Here is a 19780-nt window from a genome sequence, read left to right as displayed (position 1 = left end):
TCAGTCCTGAGTTCTGAGTCTTGAGTCCTGAGTTGAAAGTGTAGAAAGAAGCACATTTATGGCTGAAAGTATCATTGCTGCTAAGTCTTATAGTTTCGCTTTGCGGATGATCAAGTTGTATAAGCATCTGCAGAAGGAGCAGCGGGAGTTTTATGTACTTACCAAACAAGTCTTGCGCAGTGGCACCTCCATTGGAGCCAATGTGGAGGAAGCATTGGGTAGCCCCTCTGGTGCAGATTTCAGAAATAAACTGACTATCGCTCTCAAAGAAGCCCGTGAAACCAGCTATTGGCTCAGGCTTTTAAAAGACTCAGATATAATTTCAATCGCTTCTTTTGACAGTGTACACCAGGACTGCCTAGAAATCATCAAGATTCTCAAAAGCATCATCCTAACCTCGAAGAAGAACGAGAAAAATGGTCAAACACCACCCACTCAGGACTCAGAACTCAAGACTCAGGACTAATACCAATCAGTTTCAACCAACATCAGACGTATCCCAACAATGGCAATATTATCAAAAGATCAGGCCCAGGCGCTCCTCAAAAAAGCCCTGAGCTACTCAAAAGCCGATGAGTGTGAGGTAAACCTCAGCGGCTACAAGGGCGGCAACATCCGCTACGCCCGCAGCACCGTTTCTACCAGCGGTGAGGAAGAAAACATGTCGCTGGCCGTGGAAGCCCGCTTTGGGAAACGCTCTGGCGTGGCCACCATCAATGAGTTTGATGATGCCTCTTTGGAGAAAGTAGTGCGCCGCGCCGAAGAGGTGGCCCGCATTGCCCCCGAAAGCCCCGAGTACGTGCCCATGCTGGGCCCGCAGACCTATCTACCCAGCAACGCGTGGTTTAAATCCACGCATGACATTGACCCGGAATACCGGGCCAACGCCGCCGCCAAAAGCATGCAGCTCGCCGACAGCAAGAAACTGACCGCCGCCGGCTTCTGGGAAGACCGCAGCGGGTTCAGCGCCAAGATGAACTCTAAAGGTCTGTTCGCCTACAACCAAAGTTCAGGTGTTGATTTCTCCGTGACCATGCGTACGGCAGACGGCACCGGTTCTGGTTACGTGACCCGTGACGTGAGCGATGTAAGCAAACTGGACACTGGCGCCGCCTCTGAGATAGCCGCCCAGAAAGCTTTGACCTCTGTGAACGCCAAAGCCGTGGAGCCTGGCAAATACACGGTCATTCTGGAGCCCACCGCCGCCGTAGATTTATTGCAGAACATGTTCCGGAGCATGGATGCCCGCTCTGCGGAAGAAGGCCGAAGCTTCCTGAGCAAACCCGGCGGTAAAATCAAGTTGGGTGAGAAGATGTTTGATGACCGCGTGACCATCACCTCAGACCCCACCAACCCAGAAGTTCCTTCCTCTACCTGGTCCGGCGACGGTCGTGCCCACGAGAAAGTGACCTGGATTGACAAAGGCGTAATCAAGAACATTCCGTATTCCCGCTTCTGGGCCGAGAAAAAAGGCGTGAAAGGTTTGCCTTCGCCGGGTGGTTTCATCATGGCCGGCGGCAACCAAAGCCTGGAAGACCTCATCAAAGGCACCCAGAAAGGCATTCTGGTCACGCGCCTCTGGTACATCAGAGCCGTAGATCCGCAGACCCTGCTGTACACCGGCCTCACCCGCGACGGAACCTTCTATATTGAAAACGGTAAGATCAAGCACCCCGTGAAGAACTTCCGCTTCAACGAGAGCCCGGTGATCATGCTCAACAACCTGGAGGCCCTGGGCAAGCCGCAGCGCATTGGCGGCAACCTGGTGCCCCCCATGAAAATCAGAGACTTTACGTTTACTAGTTTGTCTGACGCGGTGTAAGACCTTACCCCAAACCCCTCTCCCTTGGAGAGGGGCTTTTTCTGTCTATGACGTTTAGGGGCCGTTTTTCTGAAAACAAGCCAAAAACAGAGTATTCGGTCATGATACCTTTTTCGGGCTCAATCCCAGATATTCTACCTTGTCATCCTGAAAGGATCTTGTGAGCGAACTAGGCAAGCGCTTACGCAAATGCCTTTACTGCTTGCGCACAAGATCTTTCCAAGATGACAGTTATAATTAGAAGTCCTCACTTCTCATGCCTACGCCTTTCACCTTCGCCCGTCTGCAATACCGCTCCGGCAACTGGGACACAGACCAGCGCATGCCTTCTAACCTGCTGCACTCGCTGGTGGAATATACCACCGTGCCCGTGGTGGAGCAGGAAAAGGTCATCAACCTGGAAAGTACCGAACTCTTTAAATATCCCTTCTGCTACCTGAGTGGCCACAAACTGGTGCAGTTCAACGCCAAGGAGCGGGCCAATTTTGAGAAGTATGTGCAGAACGGCGGCTTCGTGTTTGTTGACGATTGCAACCATGACATTGACGGTCTCTTCGCGCGGTCCTTTGAGGAACAGATGCGCGTCTGCTTCGGGCCGAAAGCGTTGAAGAAGATTCCCAATACCCACGCCCTGTACCGCTCCTTTTTTAAGTTTGAGGAAGGTCCGCCCACCACGTCTTTTGAGCTCAACGGCTGGGGCGATGACCTGGTACATGATTACCTCAAAGCCTATGAAGTAAACGGCCGCATTGCCGTGTTGTATAGCAACAAAGACTACGGCTGCGAGTGGGATTATGATTTCAGGAACAAGCGTTGGCTGGCCGAGGACAATACTAAGTTTGGGGTGAACATACTAATGTATGCACTCATGAGTTAGAATATAAAACATCACTAATATTCTATCCTATTATGACCTCTCTTGCCCTTAAAAGGAATTTAATTCTGATATTATTTTTGTCTGTTCTGGGTATAAACAGTGTTTTTGCCCAAGCAGATAGAAAGATTGAAAATCTCCAGGCCTTCGCCAAGCTCTATGGCTATGTGAGATACTTTCACCCCAGTGATGAAGCGGCAACCATTGATTGGGATAGATTTGCCATTTATGGAAGCCAGCAAGTAGAAGGCTGCAAGACACCACAAGAATTACAGAATATCTTAATAGCCCTTTTTCAACCCATTGCTCCTACTGTCAGGGTTTACCTTGATGAAGAGGAAATTGCTTTCAACAAACATGAAATCACTCCTCCGGATTTAAAGAAGTATAAAACGATAGCCTGGCAGCATAATGGATTAGGATTTGGTGATAAAAGAAGCCCTTACAAAAGCCTCCGGACTAATAGACCTGTCATTTATAAATCCGCTACTTCGGCCTATGGCCAAATTACCCATACTCTAAACGCCACTTCTTTACAAGGTAAAAAGGTGATAATGAAAGTTAGGGCTAGAGTACATGAAGGCATGAGTACTGGTCAGTTATTTGCCAGAACAGAAAAAGCTGATAAATCTGTCACATGGCTAAGAGACCAGGAAAAAGTTGTTTTCTCATCAAAGGATTGGGCATTTTATGAAATGAAAGGCACCGTTCCAGAAGATGCACTTACCTTTACATTTGGCGTGCTGCTGAAAGGGGAGGGTGACCTTTGGGTGGATGACGTGAGCATAGCAGTGGTATCTGGTGAAACAAATCAGGAGATATATCACAATGATTTTTCTGGGGAGAAAAAAAACAAACTACCCAAAAGCGTTACGACAGGCTTGACCAGTTCCTTCGCTCCAGAGCGGACGGGGTATTCTTACACTGTTCTGCAAGAACCGAAACAGCAAGAGGCCTGGGTATCCATTAAGAGCAACCCTGGCGAGAAGCCCGTGAAACCCCATTTCTTATTTATATCTCACCCACAGGTTGGCGAGTACACCGTAAGAAGTATAGGCGGTGGCGTTAAGGTTATGGTGCCGTTGGCGCTGTATGGCACTACTACCCAAACTTATCCAGCCACCGACCAGGCTGCCTTTTCTCTGCTTCGGCAGAGGATAGATGCAATTCCATCCACTGATATTGCAGGAAGTAATTTACATACCAGGCTTGGGAACCTTATTATTACCTGGAACATCTTTCAGCACTTTTACCCATACTTTGAAATAGCCAAAACAAACTGGCTCCAAGACCTCAGAGAAGCACTAGCCAGAGCATATACAGACCAAACTCCTACTGACTTCCAAATGAATCTGCAGAAGTTCACGGCAAAGCTTAAAGATGGCCACATTTTCGTAAACAGTTCATTTAATAAAGATGTGTATCAGCCACCATTTGCTTGGGAATGGATTGAAGGCAAACTAGTAATTACCCATGCGATGGACTCTACCCTGGCGGTAAATAAAGGAGACATTGTCACGCACGTAAATGGCATAACGCCAGAAGCATATTTTAGTCAGATATATCCACGCATTTCAGCAGCCACAAAAGGATGGTTGGACTACAGAAGTAGAACACAGTCGCTTTACGGTGAAAAAGGCTCAGCGATTCATCTTAGCCTTTTAAAGGCTGATAATACAACCCCGCAGGTTACCATAAAAAGGTCGCTTACTATTGCTGAGGGGTACAAGGCTACAAACAACCCAGATTCTATTAAAATATTAGCCCCTGGCATTCTATATGTAAACCTTGACCAAAGCCCAATGGCGGCTATAGACAAAGCGCTACCGCAGTTGCAACAAAGCAAGGTCATCATCTGCGATTTGAGAGGTTATCCTAAAAGCAACAGTGATTTCCTACGTTATCTTCTAACTACACCAGACACTTCTAAACAATGGATGCAGGTGCCTCAATACATATTCCCAGACCAAGAAAAAATAATTGGCTATCAAAAGCACAGCTGGCTCGTCAAACCTAAAGCCCCCAAACTAACTGCTAAAGTTATATTCCTTACCGATGGCAGTGCCATTAGCTACGCCGAGAGCTACATGAGTTTTATTGAACACTATAAATTGGCCACCATTGTAGGTCAGCCTACTGCCGGTACAAACGGAAATATTAATCCTTTCACATTGCCCGGTGGCTACTCCATCTCCTGGACTGGCATGAAGGTGGTGAAGCATGATGGCTCCCAGCATCACGGAGTAGGCATCATACCCAATGTATTGGTAGAGAAAACCATAAAAGGCGTACGCGAGAACCGCGATGAGTTTCTGGAGAAAGCACTGGAAATAGCGGGTACTCTTTAGCAATTTCAGGAATCGAAATGACAGAGCAAGACGTAACTCAGCTTTTAAACAAACTCCCCGCCCTACGGCAGGAAATAAGTAAAATCATTATCGGTCAGCAGGAAGTGCTGGACGAAGTGCTCATTACGCTGCTGGCAGGCGGACACGGCTTGCTGGAAGGCGTACCCGGTCTGGCAAAAACGCTGTTGGTGCGCACCCTGGCCAGTGCCGTGGATTTGCCGTTCCGCCGCATTCAGTTCACCCCGGACCTCATGCCCACCGACATTCTGGGCACCGAGGTTTTGGAAGAAGACCACACCACGGGCAAGCGGTTCTTTCAGTTCAACGAAGGCCCCATTTTCGCTAGCATTGTGCTCGCCGACGAAATCAACCGCACCCCACCTAAAACCCAGGCGGCGCTGCTGGAGGCCATGCAGGAGTTTGAGGTGACCTACGCGGGGAAGACCTACCCGCTGCCGCGCCCGTTCTTCCTGCTCGCCACGCAGAACCCCATTGAGCAAAGCGGCACCTATCCCTTGCCCGAGGCGCAGCTAGACCGTTTCCTGCTCTACATCAAAATCAAATACCCCACAGAGCTGGAGGAAATCTCCGTCCTGAAAAACACCACCGGCGGCAAGCGCGAAGCCGTGCAACCCATTTTGTCTGGCGAAGAGATTCTGGCCCTGCAAAGCCTGGTGCGCGAAGTAAGCATTTCAGACGAATTAGTAGCCTACTCCGCCCGGATAGTTCGGGCAACCCGCCCCGCCGAAAGCCCCGTGCCCTTTGTGCAGGAATTTGTGCGTTGGGGCGCTGGTCCGCGCGCCGGGCAAGCGCTTATTCTCACCGCCAAAGCGCGTGCCCTGCTGCAAGGCCGCTTTGCCGTGACGTTACCTGATTTGCAGACCATGGCCTTTCCCGTGCTTCGGCACCGGGTACTCGTAAACTTCACCGCCGAGGCCGATCATATCACCACCGACAAAGTGGTGGAGGAACTGCTGAAAGGAGTGGAGCTGCCGAGGGAAGTGCTGCGGTAGATTTAAATAACAGTTGGAGCGTATAAAGAAGGGGAAAATTTGTTTATATGCCTGACAACCACCACTACAACAAGCACCTGAAGCCGCTCGCCAAAGTTCATCGGGCATATTCTACCAAAGCCGAAATCAGGTTGTGGTGCGAGTTATTGAGTAAAGGAAAGATGGCCGTTTCTTTTCTTCGGCAGCGGCCCATTGGCAATTACATTGCAGACTTCCTATGCAAAGAATTAAAGCTGATTATTGAAGTGGATGGTTATTCCCATAACTTCAAAACAGACGAAGACACAGCAAGAGATAAAGCACTAACTGCCCTCGGCTTTACTGTCCTTCGGTTTACCGATGCAGAAGTCATGCACGATTTACCCAACGTGCAACGAACTCTAGAAACCTGGATAGCAGAGAAGAGAGGCAAAATTTCAACTTAGTTTGTAATGCACGCATTCCGTCCCCCTTTGAAGGGGGTAGGGGGAGACAAAGGCCGCTGAAGTTAGAACTGCTTTATTCAATGCTGAAAAACAAAAGTCCGCTTCGGGAATGCGTGTTCTGCACGAGTCATCATCCCCCTACCCCCTTCAAAGGGGGACGAAGAAGCTCCTGACCTGAAAGACAAATAGATTCTTATGCCTCACCGCCTGCTCAACCCCCAGACATTCGCCGCTATCAAAGACCTGCGCCTCATTGCCAAGGCGGTGGTAGATGGGTTCATGCTGGGGCAGAACCAGAGCATCAGGCGGGGAGCGGGCATAGAGTTCGCGCAGTACCGAAGCTACCAACCCGGCGATGATTTGCGGCAGCTGGACTGGAAGATGTTCGCGCGGTCAGATAGGTACTACATCAGGGAATCTGAGGTGGACAGCAGCGTGACCGTGCGGTTTGTGGTAGATGCCAGCGGCTCCATGGCGCACCAGGACGGCACCCTCACCAAACTGGACTACGCCCGCTTTTTGGTGGCAGCCCTGGCCTACCTGGCCACCCAACAGGGCGATGCCGTGGGATTATTTGTGCTCCAGGAAAACCAACTGGTACAACTAGCACCGCAGCAAACGAGCCAGCACCTGCAACGGTTCTTCCATCAGCTGGAGCACGTGAAGCCTACTGGCTCCTTTCCGGCCCCCGACCGTTTAGCGCCTGTTTTTGCGAAAAAACGACAAAAAGAGATCACCGTCCTCATCACTGATATGTACGAGCAGACTTCGGAGATTTCTGAAACGCTCCGCAAACTGGGGGCCCGAGAGAAAGACACGCTCCTGTTCCACCTCATGGGCCAGAACGAGCTGAAATTTTCTTACCAAGGCCAACTCAGCTTTCAGGATTTAGAGACCGGGCAAACGGTGCAGGTCAACGCAGAAACCCACCGTGAAGCTTATTTACAGAACCTGCAAACCTGGCTCCGCACCCTGGAAACCGACACCCGCAAAAAGCAAATCCACTACGAGCGCTTCCACCTGCATGAACCGCTGGACAAAGCATTAAGAGCGTTTCTGCAAAGCCGCGCGAGACAATAAGGAAGGAGTTCTGAGTCTTAAGCCCTGAGTTCGGAGTGGAATCCTGTTTTTGGCCTCATTTCAGGAAAACAGGCCAAAAACGGAAGAAACCCACCTCCAACTTTCCTCTTCCAGCTGCAAGATGCACACCCATTCCGAGCGTCCCCCTTTGAAGGGGGTAGGGAGATGACAAGGCTGGGAGAAAAACCTTCGGCTTAATTCAAAAGGAATGTAAAGATGGTTCTCGGGAATGGATAATTCTGCACAAGTGGTCCAGCACGAGTCATCATCCCCCTACCCCCTTCAAAGGGGGACGGAATGCGTGCAAAGCAGATTCTCCCACCTCAAACAAAAGCTAACCTCTGCCACTGCGCTTAGCTCTCAAGACCTCGTAGCGTGCGCAGCACCTGCGAGCGTCTGTGCCAGTAGCCCCGGCAGTTTCCGTTTAGCGGCTCTTTTCCCAAATCAGCCTAAAACCAGAAAAGCGTACCTTTACCTCATACACTAGCACTACATGACAAAAGACGGCTACTTTGGCATAGGCATTTTCATGCCGAAGAACGAGACCAACATGGGCACCCTGTGGCGGTCGGCGGCTATTCTGGGGGCGAGCTTTATTTTTACCATCGGCAAGCGCTACAAGAAACAAAGCACCGACACGAACAAAAGCTGGACCGAGATTCCGCTGTACCACTACACTGACTTCGAGGATTTCTTCCGGCACCTGCCGTACAGCTGCCAACTGGTGGCTGTGGAACTGGACGAAAAAGCCGTGCCGGTAGAGCAATTCCGGCACCCGGAGCGCTGCGTATACCTGCTGGGCGCCGAAGACCACGGTTTGCCGCCTACCGTCCTCGCCAAGTGTCACCACCTGGTGCAGCTGCCCGGCGAAACGTCTCTGAACGTGGCCTCAGCAGGAACGGTGATGTTGTATGACCGTCACCTCAAAAGCGCCTTGGCAAAACAACTGTAAAAAGCCTTCGCCCCGCAGAAACTCAGGTAAATAGTACCGCCCAAGCAGTAGGAATTTTGCCCAATCCCGTTTACCTTTCCTTTTCCAGACCAAGCCCGTCTTGTGTCTTTTGTCTTACGTCTTGTGTCTAAAAAGTAGCTTTGTTCCAGTTTCTCAATCCGGTTTGGTTATGGGCGATGGCCAGTGTGGCGGTGCCCATTGCCATTCATTTATGGAACAAGCGGCAGCCCAAGACCGTGCAGGTGGGCAGCATCCGGTGGCTCCAACCCTCAGAAAGCCGAAAACTCAGCAGTCTGCGCCTCACCCAGCCCTGGCTCCTGCTACTGCGGTGTCTCCTGCTCCTGCTGCTGGCGCTGGTTCTTGCCCAACCGCAGTTCAAGCGTAAAGTGCCCGCTGTCCCAGAGAAACACGTTTACCTGCACCCTGCGCTGTTCCAGGCCAAAACGTTGCCTCTGGTAGCCGCCACCGTAGATTCGCTGGCGCAAAAAGGTTGGCAAATCCACAAGTTGCAGTCGGGTTTCCCCGCGTTGCCGCTGACTCAGGAAACCTCTATTCAGAGCTTTCAAGCTGATTCTCTGGCCGCCGATACTACCAACGCCTGGGCCATGCTGCGGGTGCTCAACAGAAGCCTCCCTTCCCACGCCCACGCCTGGATTTTCACCACAGACTTGCTGCGGCACCACCGCGGCACGTACCCCCAGCTGCACCCCACCTTCAAATGGATTCCCGTGCCCGTGCCGCAAACCAACGTCTGGCTGCAAGATGCCTACTACACCAGTAAAGGCCAGCTGCGGTTGCAGTTCGGGCGGAGCGATGCCCAGGAAGTCACGTTTCTGGAAAGAACGGTAGCCAAACCTGCGGCGGGCCAAACCATTTCCCTGCCTGCGCTGCCTGGCGTCCGGTTTTCGGCGCACGCCGAGGCGGATTCGCTCACCCTGCAAGGCGGAGCCCGAAACACCATACCGCTGGCCAAAGAACCCTTGCGCGTGCTGGTGCGCTACGCCAAATCTCGGCAAGCCGATGTGAAATACCTGCGGGCGGCTCTGCAAACGGCGCTGGAATACCGCGGTGCCGCATTTGAGCTGGCCGTTTCCGGAGAGCCGCAGCCGTTGCCCGCCGTCGCGCCCGACTGGGTTTTCTGGCTAAGTGATGAACCGCTGGCTCCGTTTTTGGCCCGTTTTTCTAAAAACAGGCTAAAAACGCTGCAAGACGCCCCAGCCTCCGCCCGCGTGCAGAAACTTGAAAGTTGGCTCCAGATACCGAGCCTCGCAGCACATGTGCCTTTGCACCAGCGTACCCAAGCCCCAGAAAGCCCCACGACCCAGGTGCTGTGGCAAGATGGGTACGGCCACCCCATGCTCACGCAGCAGCTAGATTCGCTCCAGACGCATTTCCGTTTCTACAGCCGCTTCCACTCCACCTGGAACGCCCTCCCCGACAACGGTCAGTTCCCCGAACTGCTCCTGCGTCTGCTCTTCCCTGAGAACTCTGCTTGGGAAACGTTATATGACACCCGCACTCTTCCCCAGGAGCTGGAACAGCCACGGGCGTTTAACGGCTCTTTTTTAGAAAACAGGTCAAAAACGGAAGAAGTACTGGATTTAAAACCGTGGCTGTTGGGATTGCTGGCGTTGCTGCTGGCGGTAGAACGGTGGCTGGCGGGGAGGGGGAGCAAACCAAAACAGGCCACAATATGAAATACCTCCTTACGTGCCTAATCTTGTTTTTAACTGTTGAGGCATCTGGTCAATCTACAGTGGAGCAATTGCCGTCAAGTGCTTCTACTTCTACATGGTGGGATACTAAAAAAGTCAAACCCCGCGTGGCACTTGGATATCAAAAGTCGTTTTTTACTGAAGTGGGAGTTGCGAAGCATTGGTCAGGCGGTGATATGGTTATCCCTCGCTCTACAGCACTATACTCTTCACTGGAATGGGCGCCCTCTAGCACAGGTAGCGTTTACGGTATCAAAGTTGGAGCTGAAACAATTAGCGGCATGGGGATTAGTGGGCTAGAGGTTAAATATCAGTCTAATTTTAAAGTTGATGATATTGTGATAACCCCTAAACTTGGGCTTAGCTTATTGGGTTCAGTAAGCATTTTCTACGGCTACAATATCTCTATCAACAAATCACCTTTTGACCATGTTGGAAGGCACCAGTTTTCTCTAGCTTTGCTCTATGACAAGTCAGATTGGAAGGATATCTTTTGAACAATGACGTCATTTAACCTATTCTCCTTTTGTCATCCTGAAAGGCACCTGTGGGCAAACTAGAAAAGCGTAGAATAACTGCCACTACCGTTCGCCCACAAGATCTTTCCAAGATGACAGGTGAGAAAGATTTTATGAGTTATCTGATCGTCCCCCTTTGAAGGGGGTAGGGGGATGACAAGGCTATGAGAAGAACCATAAGCTTAAAGCAAAAGGAATGAAAAGATGAATTTCGGGAATGGATAACCCTGCACGAGTGGCCCAGCACGAGTAGTCATCCCGGGCCTTCAAAGGGGGACGATCAGATAAAGTGCGTAACGTCAATTAATAAAAAGCAACTTACAGAGACCTTAATAACTCTTTGAACCAACCCACCTCCCATACCGCCCCGGCTGCCACGGTTCTGCAACACGTGCGGGCGCAGTACCTTCAGAAGAAGGCGTGGCTGTATGCGCTTCAGGCGGTGGCGGTGGCGCTGCCCTTGGCGATGTGGGCGTACCGAAGTTGGCAGCATGGAACCGGGGAAGCCAGTATAGGCGCGGGCATTTTAATTGTGCTCAGCATTGGGTTTCAGGTGGTGCGGTGGCGGGAGGTACGCAAGAAAACCAGCCTGCTGAAAGTGGCCCAACACCTGAACCGAAAGTATCCGCGGCTGGAGGAAAGCGCGGAGCTGTTGTTGCAGTCTGAAACGGAGCTGGGTCTGCTGGCCAACCTGCAGCGGCACCGGACGGCAGAAGCGGCCACACAGATTTCCACCGCAGAAGCCTCTCAGGTTAACTTCAGAAACGGCTGGCTGATGCTTCTGGCGGGGCTGATTCTAGCAACAATTATCTGGTTTGTGCCACCGTTGCTGAGCGTACAGCCCTTGGCGGAGCCGTTGCCAGAAGAAACCGCTACCAATGTCAATGCGCCAGTGGTCCAGCCCAAAGCCATTTTACCCGCCATAGAGCAGATGCACCTGCGCATTTCGCCGCCTGCCTATACCCGCAAAAGCCGCTACGCCGTCACCACGCCCTCGTTCAAGGCTGAAGTGGGCGCAAAGGTGGAATGGACGGTGCAGACGAACCAACCGGTCAAATCATTGCAGTTGGTGTTGGGCAACCAAAAACCTATTCCGCTGAGGGCAGTGGCGGGGCAGGAGCATACGTACACCGCCGCTATCACCGTATCGCAGTCCACGCTGTACCACCTCCAACTGAACGGCCAGAACTCTGATTTTTATTCCATAGAGGCCATTCCAGACGAGGCGCCCGTTCTCACCGTGAAGAAACCCGCCCAGTACACCGAGATTCTCTTCGGGGAGCCGCAGCGGGTGACGGTGCAGGCTACTTTGCAGGATGATTACGGCCTCAGAACGGCAGATTTGGTGGCTACGGTGGCCAATGGCGAGGGCGAGGCGGTGAAGTTTAGGGAGCAGCGCATTCCGCTCAACCTTTCATTTAATGGGCAGCCGCGGCAGGTGCAACTGAACCAGATCCTGAACCTGCAGCAACTGGGCATGACCTACGGCGATGAGCTCTATTTCTACCTGCAGGCCTATGACAACCACCGCGGCTACACCCGCACCGAGGCGTTTCTGGTGGAGATTGAGGATACTACCATCGTGGAAACCATGGACGATCTATCGTTGGGCGTGGCCCCTAATCCCGAGTATTTCCGGAGCCAGCGGCAGATTATCATTGATACTGAGAAACTGATTCAGGAGCAGAAAAGCCTTACCCAACCTGTTTTCGCGGAGCGGTCCAACAACATTGGCGTGGACCAGAAACTGCTTCGGCTGCGCTACGGCAAGTTTCTGGGCGAGGAGTTTGAATCGAATATCGGCGCAGCCGCCCTACCGGAAGGTTTAGCCGAAGGCCACAGCGCAGATGACGGCCACGACCATTCGCCTAAGAAAGGCGAGAGTGAGCACCAGACCCAGATGAACGAACTGCTGGACCCGTACCTGCACAAGCACGACCAGGAAGAAGCCGCCACCTTCTTTGAGCCCGCCATCAAAGCCCAACTCAAAGGCGCACTGGCCCAAATGTGGGAGGCTGAGCTAAGACTGAGAACGGCGCGGCCGAAAGAAGCCCTTCCGTTTGAGTACAAGGCGCTCAGAATGCTTAAAGACGTGCAGCAGAAATCACGGGTGTACGTGAAGAAAAGCGGGTTTGAACCGCCGCCGCTCAAAGAACCCGAGAAGCGCCTCACCGGCGACCTGAGCAAAGTGCAGACCGTGGCGCTCAGTCGGGAAGAAAAGCCCGAGGCTTCTTATCCCGTGGTTCGGGCGGCGCTGCAACGCGTGGAGAGCTTGAAACGAGGCACCAAACCGAAAGCAGACGATGCTGCGTTGCTGGAGCGGGCCGGGCAGGAGCTGGGCAAAGCCGCCGTGCGCGAGCCTGGGCAGTACCTAAAAGCCTTGCAGAATGTACGTCACATAGTGCAGGATATTCGGGCGCAGCGGGCCGTTTGTGCAGACTGTCTCCTGCGCGTGGAAAGTGCGCTACACCGTTTTTTGCCTGTTTCTGAAAAAAGAGCCGCTAAACGCACTTCGCCTGCTACTGAGAAAAATTTAGCTCAAGACTATTTTAACCGCCTTGATTAATGGACGCAAGACGTAAAACCTTTAAATGATTAAATTAAACCTAACAGCTTAAAGAATGTCTTATCCCTTTCAAGAAGAATTCTAGAACTTGAGCCTGTTTAGCATTTCCAAAAATGAGCTTTAGACAGCTTCTGTACTGGCGCCAGCACCCGCTTGTGTCGCTGTTTTGGCTCTTCTTTTGCGAAAACAGGCCAGAAACAGAAGCAAACAGCTTCAAAAGACTACCAAAAAGCAGACACTTACGCCTATGATCAGAAAACACTAAACAGGCTCCTTGTAAAGGCTAAGCCAGAAAAGAGTATCTATTATATTCTTTTTGTCATCCTGAAAGGATCTTGATGGCGAACAGTAATAACACAGAATAAATGCCCTCTAAGTTTGCCCACAAGGTCCTTTCAGGATGACAAAGTGTAAATTGCCTTTTTGCTTCGCTGATTTCATCTATGAAACTGCTTAGAGTTTTTTTAACCATAAGTGATAGCGCAAGCGTCCGCTTTTGTTTTAAGAGGGTTAAGCTTCTGTTTCCGGGCTGTTTTTGGGAAAGTAGCCTCAAAACGCAGACCCGGGCGGACGCTTGCGCCATGCCAGGGTCAGTCGCGGTCCCTAACGCTAGAAAAAGGATGAACTCTAAACAGCTGCTATAACTAATAACTTTATTGTGACCGTTCCGCTGCCGCTTGTTCTTTCTTTGGCGCTCCTGCTGGGCGCGTGGCTCACGTGGCTGGCCGTGCGCCGCGCTGACCGTCGGCGGCTGGTAGCGCGGATTTTGGCTTCATGGGTAGCGGTGGCGTGTCTGGCCTTGTTGGTTTCGCCGCCTAAGATTACCCGTACCTACAGCGCCTCAGAAGCCATTTTGCTCACAGACGGTTACAGCTCAGACACCTTGCAAGCCCTGTTGAACCGTCTGCGCCCCAAGCCGCAGGTATTTTCTTTTGAGACAGAGGCCGTTCAGGCTGAACCTATCACAGACTTTGCCGCTTTTAAGCAACAGCATCCTGCTGTGCAAACGCTGCATGTGCTGGGGCACGGTCTGGCGGAGGAAGAGTTGGCGAGTCTGTCTTCTTTGCGATTGGTGCCGCACCTTTCGCCGTTGCCTGCGGGGGTGCTTTCGGCCTCCTGGCCGAAGAAAATCACGTTAGGCGAGCCGGTGCAGGTGCAGGGAATCTTCACTTCGCCAGAAAAACCGGTGATCCTTTATTTACAGGCGGCAGGCGGAAACCGTGACTCGATGGAAGTGAAGAAAGGAGCGGGGCAGGCTTTTCAGCTGGGGTTCACGCCTAAAACCAGCGGACGGTTCGTGTACCAGTTGCAGTGGCAGGAGGGAGATTCGCTCCGCCGGGAAGCTATTCCCGTTATTGTAGAAGAGCCGCGCCTGCTGAATGTATTAATGCTCTCCTCGGCACCGTCGTTTGAGGTAAAATTCCTGAAGAATGCACTGGCGCAGCAGGGGCATGGCGTGGCGGTACGGCAGGAGGTGAGCCAGAACATCTACCAAACTGAAACTATTAATCTCTCCAAACAGTCGCTGAACAGGTTAACGCCCGCTTTGCTCCAGAACTTTGACGTGGTGCTGCTGGAGGAGGCTACACTGCAAGGTTTTAGTGCGCAGGAGAAGCAGGCGCTACAACAGGCGGTGCGGCAGCAGGGGCTCGGGATTCTGACTTGTTTTTCCCAAAACAGCGCCAAACCAATTCCTTTCTTCGCCGAGGCTGGTTTTAGGCTGATTTCAGAAAAACAGGCCAGAAACGCACCCGTGCGCTGGCGGGGGAACGCGTCAGCCCAAGCGGTTCTTCCGTTGCCGGGGGCAGTCTTGCAGCTATCCCAGGGGCAAAAGCCTCTGGCATGGGGGCAGCACCTGCAGCAGGTGCTGGTGGCCTACGGCCGAAAAGGGCTTGGCCAGGTGGGCGTGAGCCTGCTGCCCCAAACGTTCTCCTTAGCTTTAGAAGGGAAAGATGCTTTGTACCGCCAATACTGGTCACAGGTGTTGAACGCCCTGGCGAAACCTGAAGAAGGAGTACCTGCACCCGCTTTCCCTTCCCTTTCCCCGCAAAGGGTGGGGCAGGCAGTTCTGTTTAGCTCTGCCATTCCTGTCCATTCTTTACAGGTAGGCTCCCCCCCCTCTCTGGGTACTGTAATTTCAACGGCCTCTTCTGGTTCTCCCAGGAGCTTCCTGCACCAGTTCTTCCCTGACCAAAGCGGCTGGTTTATTTCCCCTCCAGGTCAGGACTCTATCCGTCCATTGTTTATCCATTCTGCTTCGGCCTGGGCACGCCAGAACATACAGTTCCGGCACAGGCAACTTCTTGCCATAGCACAGAAAACAGATACCCCTGCACCAACGCTAGCAATTCCAATCCAGGAGGAGATTCTGCTGTGGCCGCTATGGTTAGCCTTAGTAGGAATGCTGGGATTTCTATGGCTAGAGGAAAAATTCTGATTATTGTCTTTGGCTTATATCATTTTGCATTCCGCCACGTTAAAGGCTAAATTGTCCTTCTTAGCGTGAAATACCCGTGCTTTAACGAATTACCTGATTCTGCTGGTAAGACAAGCCTACCTTTGCCATAGCAACGGCTCTCACCAGCACAGCACAGCATCTTGAATATTAGCCCCTTACTAATTTCTGTATGAGACTTTCTCTACCCCCCTTTTTCGGCCTGCTTCTTTTTATCTGTTTTGTGCAGGTTACTTCCCCTTTGGCAGCCTCTGCTCAAACCGTTACAAATTTTATTCAGACCCAACCCATACAGGGCTCCCCGTTTTGTGTTGGCAGCACTGTGACGGTTCCCTTCACCACAGATATTTCTTTTCCCGAAGGCAATGTGTTCACCGTACAGTTGTCTAGTACCACAGGAAGCTTTGCCACCCCCAGGTCTTTAGGTACTGCGGCTGGCACCGGGGCAGGTTCTATTCAGGTTACGCTGCCCACCAACTTAACTGCTGGCACTGGCTATAGAGTACGGGTAACTGCCTCCCAGGCCCCCAATGGGACCACGGTACTAGACAATGGCAGCAATCTAACCATTGGTGTACCACCGGCCACGCCCACCATCACGGCACCTGATATCTGCGCAGGAAGCACCCTTTCCTTAACCGCTAACAATGTCAGCGGCGCCACCTACACCTGGACCGGCCCTAACAATTTCGCGGCCAGTGGGAGAGTAGTCACAATCCCCCAGGCAGAGACAACAGCCTCTGGGGTTTACACAGTGACCCTTAGCCTTAACGGTTGTTCTGCTACCGCCAGTAAAGAGGTCACGGTGAGGCCGGCAAGCGCCAATGCCGGACCAGACATGGTTACCTGTCCCGGGCAGTCTGTGCAGCTCACCGCAACAGGGGGCGTGAGTTACAGCTGGGCACCCAGCGCTACTTTGAATGACGCCACCATAGCCAACCCTATCGCTACGCCTGCTGCCACCACTACGTATACGGTGACCGTTACCAATGCCAACGGCTGTGTGCGCACAGACCAGGTACTAGTCACTGTAAGCCCGCTCCCCACTATTGCCATTGCCCCAGCCACACCCGCTGTCTGCCCCGGCTCCTCTGTCCAGTTGACCGCTTCTGGTGCGGTTTCATACTCCTGGAGCCCCGCCATTGGTTTGGATGACCCCACCAGTGCCACTCCTGTGGCCAGCCCTGCCCAAACCACTACATATACTGTAACCGGCACCTCTGCCGCAGGTTGCACGAACACAAGAACTGTAACCGTTACCGTTAAGGTACCCCCAGTGGCCAACGCCGGGTTTGACCGCACAGTTTGCTCTGGCCAGGCCGTGGTTATTGGCAGTACCACCACCTCGTCTGGCACTTACTTGTGGGAGCCCGCTACCGGCTTGTCCAGCGCCACTACCAAAACCCCCACCCTCACCCTGGTGAACAATACGGCCCAGCCTGTCAGCCACACCTATAAATTGACGGTGATCTCAAACGGCTGTGTCTCTACAGATGAGGTAGTGATAACAGTTAGCCCGGCAGTGCAGGCCAATGCCGGGCCAGATGTAGCCATCTGTGCGGGAGGCAGCACCCAGCTAAACGCCACCGGCGGCACCGTTTACAGATGGAACCCAACGACCAACCTGAGTGACCCCAACAGCCCCACCCCGGTAGCCTTCCCTACGGCTACCACGCGGTATATTGTCACCATTACCAATGCTGAAGGCTGTAGCCGGAATGACACCGTTTTTGTCAATGTAAACCCACTGCCTGTGGTCACGGTAACTCCTGCCGCTCCCTCTATTTGTGTGGGTTCTTCTGTTCAGCTACAAGCCACTGGCGCTGTCACCTACCAATGGAGCCCGGCAGCAGGATTGAGTAACCCGGCCATAGCCGACCCGGTGGCGTCACCTACAGAAACAACCACCTATACCGTTACTGGCTATTCTGCCACAGGCTGCGCCAGTGTTTCCAAAACAGTGACCGTAAAAGTGAACCCTTACCCCATTGCGAATGCTGGCCCTGACAAAGTAGTTTGCTCCCGGCAGAGCACCACTATTGGCGCCCCTGCAGTTTCTGGCTATACCTACTCCTGGTCACCTGCCCTTGGGCTTTCTAATGCCAAGGCAGCAAACCCTACTCTAACGTATCCTGGGGATAACCTCCAACCCATAACCGTAGAATATACACTTACCGTGACTGCCAATGGGTGCTCCTCATCAGATGTGGTGCAGATTACCGTCAACCCCACCGCGTATGCGGGGCCTGCTGTTGCTATCTGCCAAGGAGCAAGTACGCAGTTGCAGGCAACCGGAGGTATTACCTATAGCTGGAGCCCGGCCACGGGGTTGAGCAACCCTACAATTGCCAACCCTATTGCTTCGCCTACGGCCACTACCACTTACACCGTAACCGTTACAAACCCTAATGGCGTCTGCAGTACCACTTCATCTGTACGGGTTACGGTCAATGCCCCGCCTACGGTCACTGCCACCGCTTCTTCGTCTACGGTCTGCGCCGGTAGCCCTGTCACCCTTACGGCTACCGGGGGTACCAGCTACTCATGGTCTCCGGCAACAGGGCTTAGCAACCCTACCAGCGCCACCCCTACCGCTACCCCTTCGGCTACCACTACGTACACGGTAACCGCCACAGATGCCAGAGGCTGTTCTAATACGGCAAGTGTAACGGTAAATGTCACCACTGCCACGGCCACCATTCAGGCAAGCGGGCCTACCACCTTTTGTCCCGGTGGAAGTGTTACGCTCACAGCATCACCAGGTACTGCGTACTTATGGAGTACTGGCGCCACCACCCCTTCCATCACCGTAAATACAGAAGGATCTTACACAGTGAGGGTCTCTAACTCTGCAAATTGCCAGGTAACCTCTGCCCCTACCGTAGTGACTGTGTCTGCGGCCCCGGTTGCCACCATTCAGGCAAGCGGGACTACGGCTTTGTGCTCTGGGGCCAGTGTCACGTTAACGGCCTCGCCTGGCTCCTCCTATTTATGGAACACAGGTGCCACCACCCCTTCCATCACCGTAAGCACGGCTGGTTCTTATTCAGTTACAGTGACCAATGGCTCTAACTGCCAGGCTACTTCTACCCCGGTTGTGGTGACTTCTTCCGGTGGCCCAGCGGTTAGCTTTGCCCCTGTTGGGAACATCTGTAAGGACCGCAGTACGTTTGCCTTGACAGGAGGGGCGCCTGCAGGAGGCACATATAGTGGCCCGGGGGTAAGCAACAATCAGTTTAGCGCGGCTGTGGCAGGTGTTGGGGTACACACTCTCACTTACACTTATACCTCACCTGAGGGTTGTTCTAACACAGCCACCCAAACCATCACGGTAGAAAACTGCCTGAGCGCGGCCGATGAGTTGCAAGCGGCCTCTTTGAATGTGTATCCTAACCCGGCCACGTCAGTATTAACGGTCTCTGTTAAGCTCCTCAAAAAGGAAAATATCCTGGTGCGGTTAACTGATTTGCGGGGCAAGGTGGTATATGAAACCATTTCTGCGGCCCCGGCGGGAGACTTCCGGCAGACCATTCCTGTCCAAACGTTACCGGCAGGCATGTACCTTCTCCAGTACCGGGCAGCAGGTGCCTCAACCTCCAGAAAAGTGGTTATCACCAGATAGATTCACCTTCTCTACTAAAACAGCAACGCCAGGCAAATTGCCTGGCGTTGCTGTTTTAGTGATGTTTTGATCTCCTTATGCGGAGAAGCGCAGCCGTTAGAAAAGGAGCTTGCCCCAGAGCGCAAAGGTGGTGCCAAGCAGCAGACGAGCACTTCGCTTTCCTGAGCGCGTTCTCTTAGCCCCGTTAATTAATGCCTGCCATCTCCTGTCTGTGATTGCCTTAGTTGACCAAGAGTACTTCCCTGCTGTACCCACTCACCTTCAGCCAACCCTTCTTTCGCAGCAAAAGTGAACTTCCTGATTTTAGCCTAAAGGAAAGGATAACGGACGCTTTAAAGGTTGCTGTTAAACAGTCGGCTCCCGTTTTTGGCCTGTTTTTGTAAAAACAGG

The 19780-nt window shown here is 52.7% G+C and carries 13 protein-coding genes; all 13 read left to right on the top strand.

Going from position 1 to position 19780, the window contains the following annotated elements; all coding sequences use genetic code 11:
• Nucleotides 1-58: 58 nt before the first annotated feature.
• The 13 genes from A8O25_RS17910 to A8O25_RS17850 all read left to right on the top strand — a co-directional run bounded on the left by A8O25_RS17910 (nucleotide 59) and on the right by A8O25_RS17850 (nucleotide 19390).
• A complete protein-coding gene (locus A8O25_RS17910) occupies nucleotides 59-466 on the top strand; it encodes a four helix bundle protein (protein ID WP_066837770.1) in 408 nt (135 codons plus the stop codon).
• Nucleotides 467-505: 39 nt separating this feature from the next.
• Nucleotides 506-1822 (top strand): TldD/PmbA family protein, encoded by a 1317-nt coding sequence (locus tag A8O25_RS17905; protein WP_066837767.1) that lies wholly within the window; start codon nucleotides 506-508, stop codon nucleotides 1820-1822.
• A 256-nt stretch (nucleotides 1823-2078) separates the two neighbouring features.
• Nucleotides 2079-2699: a DUF4159 domain-containing protein gene (locus tag A8O25_RS17900; protein ID WP_066837764.1), complete on the top strand. Its 621-nt coding sequence runs from the start codon at nucleotides 2079-2081 to the stop codon at nucleotides 2697-2699.
• Between the two features lie 32 nt (nucleotides 2700-2731).
• Complete coding sequence (locus tag A8O25_RS17895; protein ID WP_082893739.1) at nucleotides 2732-5044, top strand: S41 family peptidase; 2313 nt, start codon at nucleotides 2732-2734, stop codon at nucleotides 5042-5044.
• Between the two features lie 17 nt (nucleotides 5045-5061).
• Nucleotides 5062-6057 carry an AAA family ATPase gene (locus A8O25_RS17890; protein WP_066837762.1) on the top strand — a complete coding sequence of 332 codons (996 nt, stop codon included), beginning with the start codon at nucleotides 5062-5064 and terminating at the stop codon, nucleotides 6055-6057.
• 47 nt (nucleotides 6058-6104) lie between these two features.
• Nucleotides 6105-6482 carry an endonuclease domain-containing protein gene (locus A8O25_RS17885; protein ID WP_066837760.1) on the top strand — a complete coding sequence of 126 codons (378 nt, stop codon included), beginning with the start codon at nucleotides 6105-6107 and terminating at the stop codon, nucleotides 6480-6482.
• Between the two features lie 195 nt (nucleotides 6483-6677).
• A complete protein-coding gene (locus A8O25_RS17880) occupies nucleotides 6678-7562 on the top strand; it encodes a DUF58 domain-containing protein (protein WP_066837758.1) in 885 nt (294 codons plus the stop codon).
• Nucleotides 7563-8055: 493 nt separating this feature from the next.
• Entirely contained in the window at nucleotides 8056-8514 is a 459-nt protein-coding gene (locus A8O25_RS17875) for an RNA methyltransferase (RefSeq protein ID WP_066837756.1), read from the top strand.
• A 140-nt stretch (nucleotides 8515-8654) separates the two neighbouring features.
• Nucleotides 8655-10211 carry a BatA domain-containing protein gene (locus tag A8O25_RS17870; RefSeq protein ID WP_066837750.1) on the top strand — a complete coding sequence of 519 codons (1557 nt, stop codon included), beginning with the start codon at nucleotides 8655-8657 and terminating at the stop codon, nucleotides 10209-10211.
• Nucleotides 10208-10726, top strand: a complete 519-nt coding sequence (locus tag A8O25_RS17865) for a hypothetical protein (protein ID WP_066837747.1) — start codon at nucleotides 10208-10210, stop codon at nucleotides 10724-10726. The genes A8O25_RS17870 and A8O25_RS17865 overlap by 4 nt, the downstream gene beginning before the upstream one ends.
• A 361-nt stretch (nucleotides 10727-11087) precedes the next feature.
• The gene (locus A8O25_RS17860; protein WP_066837744.1) at nucleotides 11088-13313 is read left to right on the top strand and encodes a DUF4175 family protein; all 2226 of its coding nucleotides are present in this window, start codon (nucleotides 11088-11090) and stop codon (nucleotides 13311-13313) included.
• Nucleotides 13314-13971: 658 nt separating this feature from the next.
• Nucleotides 13972-15750: a hypothetical protein gene (locus A8O25_RS17855; RefSeq protein ID WP_066837741.1), complete on the top strand. Its 1779-nt coding sequence runs from the start codon at nucleotides 13972-13974 to the stop codon at nucleotides 15748-15750.
• A gap of 340 nt (nucleotides 15751-16090) precedes the next feature.
• Nucleotides 16091-19390: a T9SS type A sorting domain-containing protein gene (locus A8O25_RS17850; RefSeq protein WP_066837738.1), complete on the top strand. Its 3300-nt coding sequence runs from the start codon at nucleotides 16091-16093 to the stop codon at nucleotides 19388-19390.
• Nucleotides 19391-19780 lie beyond the last annotated feature (390 nt).

Source organism: Rufibacter ruber, from assembly GCF_001647275.1.
Lineage (GTDB): Bacteria > Bacteroidota > Bacteroidia > Cytophagales > Hymenobacteraceae > Nibribacter > Nibribacter ruber_C.
This window is presented reverse-complemented; position numbering and strand designations above follow the sequence as displayed.

What these genes read in the sequence shown, in the direction of transcription:
- A8O25_RS17910 (WP_066837770.1), top strand. Translation starts at nt 59, where the DNA reads ATGGCTGAAAGTATCATTGCTGCTAAGTCTTATAGTTTCGCTTTGCGG.
- A8O25_RS17905 (WP_066837767.1), top strand. Translation starts at nt 506, where the DNA reads ATGGCAATATTATCAAAAGATCAGGCCCAGGCGCTCCTCAAAAAAGCC.
- A8O25_RS17900 (WP_066837764.1), top strand. Translation starts at nt 2,079, where the DNA reads ATGCCTACGCCTTTCACCTTCGCCCGTCTGCAATACCGCTCCGGCAAC.
- A8O25_RS17895 (WP_082893739.1), top strand. Translation starts at nt 2,732, where the DNA reads ATGACCTCTCTTGCCCTTAAAAGGAATTTAATTCTGATATTATTTTTG.
- A8O25_RS17890 (WP_066837762.1), top strand. Translation starts at nt 5,062, where the DNA reads ATGACAGAGCAAGACGTAACTCAGCTTTTAAACAAACTCCCCGCCCTA.
- A8O25_RS17885 (WP_066837760.1), top strand. Translation starts at nt 6,105, where the DNA reads ATGCCTGACAACCACCACTACAACAAGCACCTGAAGCCGCTCGCCAAA.
- A8O25_RS17880 (WP_066837758.1), top strand. Translation starts at nt 6,678, where the DNA reads ATGCCTCACCGCCTGCTCAACCCCCAGACATTCGCCGCTATCAAAGAC.
- A8O25_RS17875 (WP_066837756.1), top strand. Translation starts at nt 8,056, where the DNA reads ATGACAAAAGACGGCTACTTTGGCATAGGCATTTTCATGCCGAAGAAC.
- A8O25_RS17865 (WP_066837747.1), top strand. Translation starts at nt 10,208, where the DNA reads ATGAAATACCTCCTTACGTGCCTAATCTTGTTTTTAACTGTTGAGGCA.